Source organism: Microbacterium sp. AC026 (assembly GCF_979258475.1).
The window spans coordinates 2852224-2864661 of record NZ_OZ409857.1 but is presented as its reverse complement, the minus strand read 5'-3'; the positions used below and the strand labels follow the sequence as shown (position 1 = coordinate 2864661).

At 67.0% G+C, this 12438-nt stretch carries 14 protein-coding genes; 10 read left to right on the top strand and 4 right to left on the bottom strand.

Going from position 1 to position 12438, the window contains the following annotated elements; translation table 11 throughout:
- Window positions 1-55 precede the first annotated feature (55 nt).
- Window positions 56-706: a hypothetical protein gene (locus ACZZ93_RS14330; RefSeq protein ID WP_463511392.1), complete on the bottom strand. Its 651-nt coding sequence runs from the start codon at window positions 704-706 to the stop codon at window positions 56-58.
- A gap of 141 nt (window positions 707-847) precedes the next feature.
- Between ACZZ93_RS14330 and ACZZ93_RS14325 the strand changes: the two genes are divergently transcribed.
- From ACZZ93_RS14325 to ACZZ93_RS14315, 3 genes are all read left to right on the top strand, one after another.
- Window positions 848-2215: a D-alanyl-D-alanine carboxypeptidase family protein gene (locus tag ACZZ93_RS14325; protein WP_463511391.1), complete on the top strand. Its 1368-nt coding sequence runs from the start codon at window positions 848-850 to the stop codon at window positions 2213-2215.
- Between the two features lie 163 nt (window positions 2216-2378).
- Complete coding sequence (locus ACZZ93_RS14320) at window positions 2379-4007, top strand: MFS transporter (protein ID WP_463511390.1); 1629 nt, start codon at window positions 2379-2381, stop codon at window positions 4005-4007.
- A gap of 108 nt (window positions 4008-4115) precedes the next feature.
- The gene (locus ACZZ93_RS14315) at window positions 4116-4772 is read left to right on the top strand and encodes a hypothetical protein (protein WP_463511389.1); all 657 of its coding nucleotides are present in this window, start codon (window positions 4116-4118) and stop codon (window positions 4770-4772) included.
- A gap of 72 nt (window positions 4773-4844) precedes the next feature.
- On the opposite strand, the gene ACZZ93_RS14310 is transcribed toward ACZZ93_RS14315, so the two are convergent.
- On the bottom strand, window positions 4845-5372 hold the full coding sequence (locus tag ACZZ93_RS14310) for a GNAT family N-acetyltransferase (protein ID WP_463511388.1): 528 nt from the start codon (window positions 5370-5372) through the stop codon (window positions 4845-4847).
- 288 nt (window positions 5373-5660) lie between these two features.
- Between ACZZ93_RS14310 and ACZZ93_RS14305 the strand changes: the two genes are divergently transcribed.
- From ACZZ93_RS14305 to ACZZ93_RS14290, 4 genes are all read left to right on the top strand, one after another.
- The gene (locus ACZZ93_RS14305) at window positions 5661-5867 is read left to right on the top strand and encodes a hypothetical protein (protein WP_463511387.1); all 207 of its coding nucleotides are present in this window, start codon (window positions 5661-5663) and stop codon (window positions 5865-5867) included.
- 27 nt (window positions 5868-5894) lie between these two features.
- Window positions 5895-7136, top strand: a complete 1242-nt coding sequence (locus ACZZ93_RS14300) for a Fic family protein (protein ID WP_463511386.1) — start codon at window positions 5895-5897, stop codon at window positions 7134-7136.
- A gap of 536 nt (window positions 7137-7672) precedes the next feature.
- Complete coding sequence (locus ACZZ93_RS14295) at window positions 7673-7816, top strand: hypothetical protein (RefSeq protein ID WP_463511385.1); 144 nt, start codon at window positions 7673-7675, stop codon at window positions 7814-7816.
- Window positions 7817-7861: 45 nt separating this feature from the next.
- On the top strand, window positions 7862-8065 hold the full coding sequence (locus ACZZ93_RS14290; protein ID WP_463511384.1) for a hypothetical protein: 204 nt from the start codon (window positions 7862-7864) through the stop codon (window positions 8063-8065).
- Between the two features lie 7 nt (window positions 8066-8072).
- On the opposite strand, the gene ACZZ93_RS14285 is transcribed toward ACZZ93_RS14290, so the two are convergent.
- The gene (locus ACZZ93_RS14285; protein WP_463511383.1) at window positions 8073-8870 is read right to left on the bottom strand and encodes an FUSC family protein; all 798 of its coding nucleotides are present in this window, start codon (window positions 8868-8870) and stop codon (window positions 8073-8075) included.
- Window positions 8871-8946: 76 nt separating this feature from the next.
- On the opposite strand from ACZZ93_RS14285, the gene ACZZ93_RS14280 reads away from it, so the two are divergent.
- Window positions 8947-9117 (top strand): hypothetical protein, encoded by a 171-nt coding sequence (locus ACZZ93_RS14280; RefSeq protein ID WP_463511382.1) that lies wholly within the window; start codon window positions 8947-8949, stop codon window positions 9115-9117.
- Between the two features lie 153 nt (window positions 9118-9270).
- On the opposite strand, the gene ACZZ93_RS14275 is transcribed toward ACZZ93_RS14280, so the two are convergent.
- Window positions 9271-9762, bottom strand: a complete 492-nt coding sequence (locus ACZZ93_RS14275) for a DUF1269 domain-containing protein (protein WP_201471033.1) — start codon at window positions 9760-9762, stop codon at window positions 9271-9273.
- A 242-nt stretch (window positions 9763-10004) separates the two neighbouring features.
- Between ACZZ93_RS14275 and ACZZ93_RS14270 the strand changes: the two genes are divergently transcribed.
- Both ACZZ93_RS14270 and ACZZ93_RS14265 read left to right on the top strand, forming a co-directional pair.
- Entirely contained in the window at window positions 10005-10145 is a 141-nt protein-coding gene (locus tag ACZZ93_RS14270; protein ID WP_463507526.1) for a hypothetical protein, read from the top strand.
- A 2-nt stretch (window positions 10146-10147) separates the two neighbouring features.
- Window positions 10148-12361 carry an arylsulfatase gene (locus ACZZ93_RS14265; protein ID WP_463511381.1) on the top strand — a complete coding sequence of 738 codons (2214 nt, stop codon included), beginning with the start codon at window positions 10148-10150 and terminating at the stop codon, window positions 12359-12361.
- Window positions 12362-12438: the final 77 nt, after the last annotated feature.

Here is a 12438-nt window from a genome sequence, read left to right as displayed (position 1 = left end):
TCCTAGGGTTCCGGAACATCCGCTCGTCGTTCCCCGACTGACGCAGAGAGGTCGCTCACCTCTTCGGAGCGAACGAGCCGAGAGCCGACCGATACGACGCGCTGTCGCTGCGCACCTCATCGGTGACCAACAGCGCGTGAGGGCCGATCTGTCGCACGTGCAACTCGCGGCACGGGATCGTCACGACCTTCAGGAGGCCGCGACGCCAGGCATCTGCGAGCGCCTCGACGTCTCGATGCTCGGGACTCTCGGCGAGCGTCGTCGGTCGTGTCTCGACGTGAGAATCGAAGCCGTGGCGCTCCCAGTCCCGGTATGCCTCATCGTCGAAGACATCGCCGCCGAACTCGTCTCGCCATGCCGGCCCGACGAGCTCGTGCAGAAGGCGCTCCCGCTCCGTGGAGCTCAGGTCTGAGCTGAACACCGCATCGAGCAGACCTCGGTCGGGCTCGACGGCGGCGTGAGCGAGCACGTCCTCCCAGATCCGCGACCAGGCTGCCGACCAGCGGTCGCGGGTGACGGCATCCACCGGGTTCGCCGCAGCCGCAGGCGTCTCGATCAGCCTCGGCGGCAGCGTCTCGCCGACAGGACGCAGATCGTGCGCCTCTCGAATCCAGAGCAACTCGAGCAGGAGCTGTGGCCTGTCCTCCACGGTGATGGACATGTCGTGCGGCCAGGGGTTGCCCGGCATCGGAGTCGTCGATCGCATCCCGTCAGTCCATCGGATCGCCGTTCGGCTTTCAACCGGTTGCTGTCCCCCGAACGGCGGATACCGGAGGATACCGGCATACGAGAGGATGGCCTTTTCTGCGGAATGCGAGCGACGGGTGGACGCGATGAGGGGCTCTCGATGACGGCACCCGGGCAGCCGGTGGATGGGCTGTCCGATTTCGCGGAGCTCATGGCGCATGAGCAGGAGTTCAGCGGTGATCGGGTCGACCCCGCGGTGCGCAGAAGACGCCGGCGACGAGGACTCATCATCACCGCCGTCTGCGTGGTCCTGCTGCTGGCCGTGACCGGAGGGTACGTCGGGTGGGCGCTCACGGCTCCGGTGGATCCGCCGGCCGTGACCGCACGCGCACCGCAGGTCCCGGTCGGCGACGCGGCTGCCGTCGCCACGCATACGGCTGCGGCATCGGCGATCAGCGTGTCCGGCGCCGACGCGTACCTGGGCGAGGGGGCGAGCGGCACGTGGTCGGCGACGGGGACGGGCGAGCCGCTCCCCATCGCGAGCATCACCAAGCTCATCACCGCCCTCGTCATCCTCGACGCGGCTCCGCTCGCCTCCGCAGACGACCCCGGACCGACCATCACGTTCGGCAAGGCCGATCACGACCTCTACGACCAGTACTACGTGCAGGGCGCGACCATCGCTCCGATGCCCACCGGCACCTCGATGTCGTTGCATGATGCCCTGGCCGTCATGCTCATCCCCTCCGCGAGCAACTACGCCGACGCGCTGTCCTCCCGGATCTTCGGGTCACAGAGCGCTTTCCTCAGTGCGACGCGCGCCTGGCTCGCATCCCACGGCCTCACCGGAACGACGGTCACCGAGCCCACCGGCATCAGTCCGCGCAACACGAGCACGCCTGCCGATCTGCTGGCCATCGCGAAGCTCGCCGCCGCGCATCCGGCGATCGCTCGGATCGTCGCGACCCCCTCGGTCTCGATCCCCGGCGCCGGTCAGCTGATCAACACGAACGCCCTCCTCGGCACCGCCGGGATCACGGGACTGAAGACCGGCAACCTCGGCGAGGGCACGCACAGCCTGCTGTACACGGCGACCCTCGACGTGGGCGCGGCCGATCCGCTCGCGATCACCGGCGTCGTCCTCGGCGGATCATCGCGCGAGTCGGTGAATGCCACCGTGATCGCCGAGCTCGAGAGCATCCGCTCCGGCTTCCATCAGGTGCCCGTCGCGAGCGAGGGCCAGGAGATCGGAACGATCTCGACACCCTGGGGGTCCACCGCCACCCTGGTCATCGGCGAGGACGCATCGATCTTCACCTGGTCGGACACGCCGATCGAGCTGACGATGGACATCGACACCCCTCCCACCTACCGCGACGGCACGGCCGTGGGGACCGTCACCTGGACTGCCGGACCGAACACCGTCACTGCCCCGGTGACCATCGCAGGGACCATCGATCCGCCCACCGAGTGGTGGCGGCTCACCCACCCGTCCGAGCTCGGCTCCGCGACGGACGCCGAGGGCTGAGGCCGCTCGACCGCGCATAGGAACGCTGCGTGCCGACCTTCGGACGAAAGTCGAAAGATCGACCGATCGACCTCCGCCTGCGTTCTCCGGCTATACGATCTGCATCGAGGCGCCAGGCTCGATGTGCTCTGCGGAAGGACAGCCGGATATGTCAGCAGACCCGATGACCTCTCGACCTGTGGCACCGAGATCCGCCGCCGTCTCCGCCTGGGCGCCGCTGGCCATCCCGGCATTCCGGGTGCTGTGGTTCGCGCAGCTGGGCAGCAACATCGGCACCTGGATGCAGACCGTCGGCGCACAGTGGTACCTCGTCGACGCCGCGGCCAGCGCGACCATCATCGCCCTCGTGCAGACGGCGAGTCTGGCCCCGGCCGTGCTGTTCTCCCTCCCCGCGGGCGTGCTCGCCGACTCCCTCGACCGCCGCAGACTGCTGATCTGGGGGTCGGTGGCGAGCGCCGTGATCGCCGCGGCGCTGGCCGTCATCGCCGCCCTGAACGAGCTCACTCCGTGGACGATCCTCGGCTTCACGTTCCTGCTCGGTATCACCTCCACGCTGACGTCCCCGGCCTGGCAGGCGATCCAACCGGAACTCGTGCCCCGCCCGCTCATCGGCGCGTCCTCCGCGCTCGGCGGCGTCACGGTGAACGGTGCCCGGGCCGTCGGCCCCGCGCTCGCTGGCGTGCTGCTGTCGCTGTTCGGCGCGCCCGTCGTCTTCGGCATCAACGCGCTCAGCTTCATCGGAGCAGTCGTCGCCCTTCTGTGGTGGCGACGGCCGCCGCAGAGCGGACTCGACGACAGGGAACCGTTCACGGCCGCGCTGCGCGCAGGAGTCCGGTACGTCTCATCCGCCCACCTCGTGCGCCGCATCCTTCTGAGGTCCGCGCTCTTCGCCCTGCCCGCCAGCGCACTGTGGGCGCTGCTTCCCGTGACCGCCAAACGGCTCGACCTCACAGCGAGCGGATACGGCTTCCTGCTCGGAGCGCTCGGCGCCGGGGCCGTGCTCGGCATCTTCGTTCTGCCCGTCGCCCGCAAGAGGTTCTCGGACAACGCGGTGATCGCGGTGAGCGCTGTGCTGTTCGCAGCCGGCACGCTCGCCGCGGCATGGCTGCCGTTCGTCCCCATGCTGCTGCTGCTCGTTCTCGCCGGGGTCGCCTGGATCGGCACGCTCACCGTGCTGAACGCCGCACTGCAATTGACCCTCCCGCAGTGGGTGCGATCGCGAGGAGCATCGATCTACATCCTCGTCTTCATGGGAACGATGGCCGTCGGGTCGTTCGGCTGGGGTGCCCTGGCCGGAGCAGTCGGCACGGCGACGTCGCTGGCCGTGGCCGCGGCGCTGCTCGTCGTCATCGCAGGCAGTGTGATGTGGCTGCCGCTTCTGCCGGGCACGAGCACCGTCGACCGGACCGTCTCGATGTCGTGGCCCACCCCGACCCTCGTCCTCGACCCCCAGCCGACCGACGGCCCCGTTCTCGTGCAGATCACCTACACCGTGCGACCCGACAGCATCGACGCGTTCCGAGAATCCATGCGACTGGTGGAGAGTTCGCGGCGGCGAACCGGCGGGTACCGATGGACGCTCCTCCGCAGCGGCGAAGAGCAGGACCTGCTGCTCGAGTCCTTCATGGTCCCCTCCTGGGGAGAGTACCGACGACAGCAGACCCAGAGACTGACGGGTCGCGACCGTGAGATCCAGGCGACCGCGCGGGCGCACACCGAAGGCGAGCCCACAGAGGTGCACTACTTTCCCGAGCCCACGCCGCCTCGCAGGAGACCCGGACCTCAGCGCTGAACGGGCTCAGGGGGACAGAAGAAGGCCTGCGCCTTTCGGATGCCGGGGCATCTGGGAATCCCGTGAGAATCGACGGGCTGGTCGCGACCGCGCCGTTAGCGTCGAAGCATGGATATCGACACCAGACGACCCCAGGTTCGCCGTGCACGCATCCTCTCGCCCCTGTTCGGGATAGCGGTCGCCGCTGCGCTGCTGGCCGGATGCGCAGCCCCCGCGTCCCCCACCCCGACGGTCACGCAGACGGTGACGGCATCCGCTGATCCTGCGCCGAGTCCGTCGCCCAGCGCGTCCTCCACGCCGACCGCGGGCGTCAGCCCATCGGGCATCGGAGACGTGGAACTCGGCGCGCCCTACGACGAAGCCGTGGCGGCGGCGGGTGCCGCTCCGGTTGACGCCTGCCCGTGGCTCGCGTCCACGGAGGCCGACGGATACATGCTCACCGTTCAGCGCCCCGAGGTCTCGGAACAGGACCCCGCGGTGGTCGACCTCGTGCAGGTGTCCGCTTCACCCGTCGACCTCGAAGGCAAGCCGGCCGTCGGCCCGCTGACCGCTGAGGGGATCGGTCTCGGTTCCCGGCTCGACCAGGCGCTGGCCGTCTACCCTGACGCGGTCGAAGTCGAGAGCGTCGGCGATCGCCGCTATCTCGCGATCGAGTCGGAAGCCGGCACCGGTTCGGTCTTCCTGACCTATACCGCCGGAACCGACATCATCTGGGGAGTGACGGCGACGACCCTCGACGAGCCGCCGTACGAATCCTGCGCGTGAGCGCGGGCGTGAGGCGGGAGCATCCGGAGTCGAGTGTCAGGCGAAGGGTGAGTCGGCCCTGCCTCGTACTCCTCAGGCTTGGGTGCGAGAGTAGCGACTGACCCAGAGGCCGGGAATCGGCTCGGCATCCGACTGGTGCACGAAGCCGAGGGACTCGTACAGCGCTCGAGCTGGCGCATTGTCGCGCCCGGTCGCGACGACCGTCTGGGGCGCGAGCGACATGACCTGCCCCACCAACGCGGCGCCCAGGCCCTTCCGGTGATGGGTGGGGTCGATCATGAGACGGTCGAGGTCGACGACGTCATTCTCGATCACGTATCCCACCGCTCCGGCGATCTGGTGATTCTCGTCGACGCAGACCAGCCACTCCAAGCCAGCCGAAAGCAGGTCGGACGCCGTCTCATGGAGCGGCGGAATGCGGTCGTCACCGATCAGCCGAGCCTCGACAGCGTACGCCTCGTGCTGAAGCTCAAGGAGGCGCGGCGCGTGATTGCGCACTTCATCTGCGGTCAATCTTCGCGTCAGCACAATCCGCCGCTCCTTCACCCGATCGAGCCGGTAGACCCGGCCTTGGCCTTTGTGTCGCCACAGAGACCACATCAGTTTGGCGCGACGACGGAGAGTCGGGGGCCGGCCCCAGCTCTTCTTCGATCGAGCGCCGCCTCTCGGCCCGTAGTCTCAGATCCATTTCATGTGCGAGGCGCCCCGAGTGACGCCGATGCCCGCCGGAGTCACTCCGGCCAGATGATCGCCCCCGGCGCCATCCGGCAGATTCAGGATCCCCGCTCGAGTCCATTCCCACAAGACTCAAGTAGACATCGAGTGACGAGGTACTCCGCGTTGCCGCGCATCGCGGGCTTGTACCGCTCAAGGTCATCGACAGGCACCATGATCGACCCACCAGACCAGGCGCGTCTCGCACGTCTCCAGGAGATCCGACAGGGCATGGAGGAGCTTCGGATCGAGGCTCTCGCCGAACGTCGAGGTAGAACCTTCACGACCGAAGAGACGCTCGAGTTCATCCGGCGAGATGATCTCGCCGCCGATCGCTTTTCGCGCCAGACGCGGGTCGAGTCGCTCCCTGCCAACACCTAGGTACATAAGTGTTGGTATGATGATGTGATGCCCACGTCTTCGCCCAGCATCCGCATCCCCATTGATGCTGTCTCGAGCGAGACCCTGGACTGGGCGCCGCATGCACCGGAGATGTTCTCACGGGCCGAGGTTGTGCGTCAGACCGGGCCGTATGAGGCGACGGTCACTGCACCGCTCGCACGGTGGAGCCCTCAGGTCCCGAGCGAAGACGCGGCTGACGTCGAAGACGCCACGCGCCAGCTGGTCGCATTCGACGAGCATGCACGACGAACTCTGGGCACAGACAGCCCGGCATTGGGCCCGATGACCGCGATCCTGCTACGCACAGAGTCCGCGTCCAGCTCACAGATCGAGCAGCTGACGACGTCGGCGAAGCAGCTCGCTCTCGCCGAGATCGATGAAGGCGACAAGGCCAACGCGCTCACGGTGATCGGGAACGTCCGCGCCATGGAGGCAGCCCTCGCGCTCTCGGACGAGATCTCCGAGGAGTCGATCCTGCAGATGCACCACGCTCTGCTGCGCCACCAATCCGGCCTCGAGCACGAAGCAGGTCTCTACCGCCAAGAACCGGTCTGGATCGGCCCCGGCAACGCCGGCCCCCGCCAGGCGGAGTTCATAGCTCCCCACCACGACCGGATTCCCGGTGCGATCGGTGACCTGGTCAGATTCGTGCAGCGCCAGGACATCTCCGTGCTTGTTCAGGTCGCTGTCGCGCACGCCCAGTTCGAGACCATCCACCCGTTCGTCGACGGCAACGGCCGCACCGGCCGCGCGCTCGCGCAGTCGATCCTGCGCAACAAGGGTCTCGTCGGCTCCACCGCCGTACCGATCTCTGCAGGACTGCTCGTGAACACCGGGCGCTACTTCCAGGCGCTGACCGCTTTCCGAGCCGGCGACGCTGCCCCGATCATCCGCGAGTTCGCCATGGCGAGTCGCATCGCCGCGTCCACGGGGACGCAGCTGGTCGACGATCTCGTCGCGCAGCTGGACGAGTCCCGCGCTCTACTCCAGGGCGTCCGCTCCGACGCTGCGGTCTGGAAGGTCCTTCCCGCGCTCGTGGGCCAGCCGGCTGTGAACACGAAGTACCTCATGAGCGCGCTCGGACTCGGCGAGATGGCGGCGCTGCGCGCGCTGGACACACTCGCCGATCGCGGGGTGCTCACCGAGACGACCGGCCAAGGACGCAACCGCGTCTGGCAGCACCGCGGGATCTTCGACGTCCTCGACGGATACGCCGAGCAGATCCGCCGGATGACCGCTCGAGGCTAGCCACGCGCCAGCGCGGGGTCATAAGCCCGGGCGGGTCGGCACTGCTTATGACCCCCGGTCTGACTTCCGCGGAATCTCGCGGATTTCGTGCGCTCCCCTGCGCTCGATTGCCGGGGCACTTCGACGGAGACCCCCAGCAACCGAGCGCATCCGAGCGCATTGCCTCCGATCGAGGTCTAATCCGAGTCCGGACCTGCGGCTGCACTTCCTCGAGCTCGCGAAGCCGTTTCAGCTGTGCCCACGGCCAGAACGCGATCCATCCGATCGAAACGATCGAGCCGCCCATGATCATCGAAGCGATATCCATGCGCTTCACGCTACGGACTCGGCGTGCCCGCGGTCATCCCCCGCGCGACGGATCCAGTCAGACAGCCACTGCGGCTGGCGACCGCAACCTCAGAAACCTCACTATACGGAGTCCTCGTCGATCCGCGTGATTCCGGGGTTTACGTGTTTACAACCTCACAAACCTCAGTTGCTCAGCGAGCCTCCACCCCGCTCGTCACGACCGACCCTGACCCCGAACAAGTGGCCCCATGCCTGAACAGAAACCGATCGGCAAGAAGACCGCCCGGCACATCCGAGCTCTCGTCATCACGCAGGACGACGCGCTGAAGGGTCGCCCTTGGCGGTCGATGAAAGCGATCAAGCGCGCGCTGAAGGCAGGCGAGATCGACTGACCTGCGCTCGACGCTCACCCCACACACGACCTCGAGGAGACACCGATGGCTCTCATCTACAGCACGACCCCGCACGACACCGACGAGCTGGTCGCTCTGCGTCAGGTCATCAACGACAACGAGCGCGAGGCAGTCCTCCTGACCAAAGCGGCGTTCAGCAAGCGGCTGCGGAAGGTGCCCGAAGACGAGATCCTCGCGCTTGACGCCGCGGGCGCCGCCCAGCTCTACGCTGATCTGCTCACTGAGTGATCGCCAGCTAGGCACCAGACCCTTGACCGTCGGGGACCTGCTTCTGTGAAGCGGTGCGCGCCGCTCGGATGAGGATGGGAATCACGGCGCCGAACAGCAGTGCCAGGGCGACGCCGATGAGTGTTTCGAGTGCCCGCTCGGCAAAGCGGAGTCCTGGTCGTTCTCCAATGCCCTGCAAGATGAGCGTGAGCGCGAGATAGGTGGTGAACGCCGGAGCGATGTACCACCGGCTGCCCTGTGTTGCGGCGAGGGCAGCGATCGCCAGTCCGACGGTGGCGATCGTGACTGCGACAGGGGGATCAAGTCCGGCCAGGTATGCCGCAGCGAAGGCTCCGGCCACGACGCTCGCTGCTCGCCCGACACCACGCAAGACGAGTTGCTCTCGGCCGGGTCGCATCACCAGCAGGACAGTTCCCGTCGCCCAGCCGACGTGCTCCAGTTCGAGCACGTATCCGAGGAGCGCGGCGATCGCGGCTGCCATACCGAGAAGGGCGCCGTATGTGAGCGCCTCCTGCCGCGTCGGGGTGGGGGGACGCGCAGGAGGGGCGACCTGCCTCTCCGGCCAGAGCATCGCCACGCCCCATGCGTAGAGAGATCCAGCGAGCATGAGGACGGCAATCAGGGCACCTTCCGCGAGATCGCGATAGGACAACGCGATGCCCGTGAGTGGAAGAACCACCGCAAGCGCCAGCGCGCCCGCTCGAGCTTGCCGCGCCCACCAGGTGCAGCCGACGGCGAGGCCGAACATGGCGCAAACCGCAAGGAACGGCACCTGCGTCAAGAGAGAGCCGGTCAGGAACCCCACAGCGCTGAGGAGCCCCACGAGGGGGATGATGCGTCGACCTCTGCGGTAGCCGGGAAGATCGAATGCGGCGACCGGGATGACCCCGACCGCGAGAGCGAGCCCCGCTGTTGGGCTGAACGGCATGACGATCATCGCGGGCACGGCGTACACCGCACCGAGCAAGAACATCGTCCAATGCCACTGGATTGGGCGGTGGGCCAGCGCCGAACGAGGATCGTTCATGGCCTACCCGAACGAGGTGGAGTGACGATGCCGCCCATCGCCGACGCCGGCGTTGAGAGGCATGGGGCCGGCTGCGGAGGTGGTGCGTCGGCTACGGATGGCGCAGCAGCCTCCCCAGATTCGTCGTCCCGCGCGACGAATCTGGGGCCGACCGCCTCAGCGCACACGTAGCGATCGATCAGTGCGAGCCCAGGTCGTGGATGAGTTCCTTCTCGTCTTCCTCCGACAGTGATGTCTGCACGACGGTGCCGTTGTACGGGGCGAGCGCTGCGGCGAACTTGTCCTCGGTGAGCTTCACGGCGTAGAGGACGATGGCGGACTTCCCGGCGGTGACCGTCGATTTCACGCGGTTGCGGAACTCGGCGTCCAAGCCAGTCTTGTCCAGGCCCGCGAACAGGGCACCGAAGAGTCCTCCGAAGATCAGTCCCGCGAAGGGGACGAAGAAGAGGATCCCGATCAGTCCGCCGAAGAGAGCCCCGCCGGCGGCACCGGCACCCACTTTGCCGGTGGTCCCGGGGTATTCGACCTTGGTCTTACCCTCGCCGTCAACCTTGACGAGTGCGAGCCCGGCGAGCTCTACGACGAGGTCGCCCTGCAGCTCCTGCACCCGGTTGTACGCCGCTTCCGCGTCCGCTTCGGAGTCGTATGCGATGACGATGAGATCGGCCATGGGGATCCTGCTTTCGTGGAAGTGCCGTCAAGAAGCTCCTTCTCGGCGGCAGATGGTTCTGAGCCTGGAACGGCCGGACAACGCCACCGGCGCCGCCTGCCAGATACAGGATGCGGCCTAGCGGGACGGGGCGTTCCCGCCCCTCACCTTCGAAGGGTGACCCGCCCGTTTCCGCCTCGCGCGTGGCGCATACGCTCGACCGCACAGGGCGAGACCGGCTCGCCGTACCTCAGGGAGTGGCGATGTCCGACGTGCAGCGTTCTGTTCTTCCGATCCCGGACCTCGCCTACACGGGCACGGTCACCTACGACGCGACCGACCCCGACACCACGTTCCCGCCGATCACCCCGGTGCGCCCCCTGAAGGCTCCCCGAACGTCCTGATCGTGCTCATCGACGACACCGGATTCGGCGCTTCCAGCTCCTTCGGCGGACCCGTGCAGACCCCGAACTTCGAGCGCGTCGCGGCCGCAGGACTGAAGTACACCCGCTTCCACACCACGGCGCTCTGCTCACCCACGAGGGCGGCACTTCTCAGCGGACGCAACCACCACACGGTCGGCATGGGAGGGATCACCGAGATCGCCACCTCCGCACCCGGCTACAGTTCGCTGCGTCCCAACAGCTGCGCTCCGCTGGCTGAGACGCTGAAGCTCAACGGCTACAACACGGCTCAGTTCGGCAAGTGCCACGAGGTGCCCGTGTGGCAGGCGAGCGCGATCGGCCCATTCGATGGATGGCCGAGTCCCGGCAACGGCTTCGAGTACTTCTACGGCTTCATCGGCGGCGAGACCAATCAGTGGTACCCGGCCCTGTACGAGAACACCACACCCGTGGAGCCCTGGGGCACCCCCGAAGACGGATACCACTTCATGGGCGACATGACCGACAAAGCGATCGCCTGGGCCCGCGAGCAGAAGTCTCTCGCGCCCGACGTGCCGTTCTTCACCTACTTCGCCCCCGGCGCCACCCACGCACCACACCATGTGCCTGCTGAGTGGGCCGACAAGTACAAAGGACAGTTCGACCAGGGCTGGGACGAGATCCGCAAGGAAACGTTCGCGCGCCAGCTCGAGCTCGGCGTCATCCCGCCCGACGCCGTACTCACCGAGCGCAGCCCGGGCATCCCCGCGTGGGACGAGATGAGTGATCTGATCAAGCCCGCTCTCGCCCGCCAGATGGAGGTCTACGCCGGATTCCTCGCCTATGCCGATCACCACGTCGGCCGGCTGCTCGACGCCTACGAAGAGCTCGGCATCCTCGACGACACCCTCGTCTACGTCATCATCGGCGACAACGGCGCCAGTGCCGAAGGGTCGATGCACGGCACGACCAACGAGAGCTTCACGATCAACCACATGAACGAGATCGAGACCGAACAGTACGTCGCCGATCACATCGACGACATCGGCACCCCGCGCTCCTACAACCACTACGCCGTCGGGTGGGCTCACGCGATGGACACCCCATACCAGTGGACCAAGCAGGTGGCGAGCCACTGGGGCGGCACCCGCAACGGAACGATCGTCAGCTGGCCGAACGGCGGAGTGGAGAAGGGCGGCATCCGCAACCAGTTCAGTCACGTCATCGACGTCGCACCCACCGTGCTCGCAGCCGCCGGAATCCCCGAGCCCAGCATCGTCAACGGCGTCACCCAACGCCCCTACGAGGGCACGGCGATGAACTACACCTTCACTGACGCGGATGCCGACGCGGCCGAGCAGCACGAGACCCAGTACTTCGAGATGATCGGCAACCGCGCGATCTACCACAAGGGCTGGACGGCCGTCGCGAAGCATAAGGATCCCTGGCTCGCGTCATCCCATGGCCTCGACGACGACGTCTGGGAGCTGTACAACGTCGAGGAAGACTGGACACAGTCCAACGACCTCGCCGCCGAAGAACCCGAACGCCTCGCTCACCTGCAGCGGCTGTTCCTCATCCAGGCGGCACGCTTCAACGTGCTCCCCCTCGACATCCGCTCCGCCGAGCGGATGAACCCGGACATCGCCGGCCGGCCGCAACTCGTCGTCAGCGACACGCAGAAGTTCTATCCCGGTATGAAGCGCATGAGCGAGAACACCACGATCAACATCAAGAACAAGTCGTGGACCGTCACCGCGCAGGTATCGATCCCCGACGCGGGTGCTGACGGTGTGCTCATCGCGCAAGGAGGCGCGTACGGAGGCTGGTCGTTCTACCTGAAGGATGGTGCTCTCGCGTTCGCGTACAACCTGCTCGGCATCACCGTCGACATCGTGCGCTCTGACGAGCCTGCGCCAATTGGGGACCGCGAGTTGCGAGCACACTTCGCCTACGACGGAGGCGGCGTCGCGAAAGGCGGCACGGTCACTCTCTTCGCCGGCGAAGACAAGATCGGCGAAGGTCGGATCGAGAAGACGATCCCCTACCAGTTCACCTTCGACGAGACCGTCGACGTCGGCCAAGACCTCGCATCGCCGGTCTCACCCGATTACGGCGCGACCGGCAACGCGTTCACCGGAACGATCGACTGGGTACGCATCGACCTCGGCGACGACGACCACTCCCACCTGATCGACGACGAGCACAAGCTGGCCGTCGCGATGCTCAAGCAATGAACGCGTGAGACTACGGGCAGCGAGACGTCCTCGAGGTGGGATGCCCCGCCTCAAGGGAGGTAACGCTGGCGGGGCAT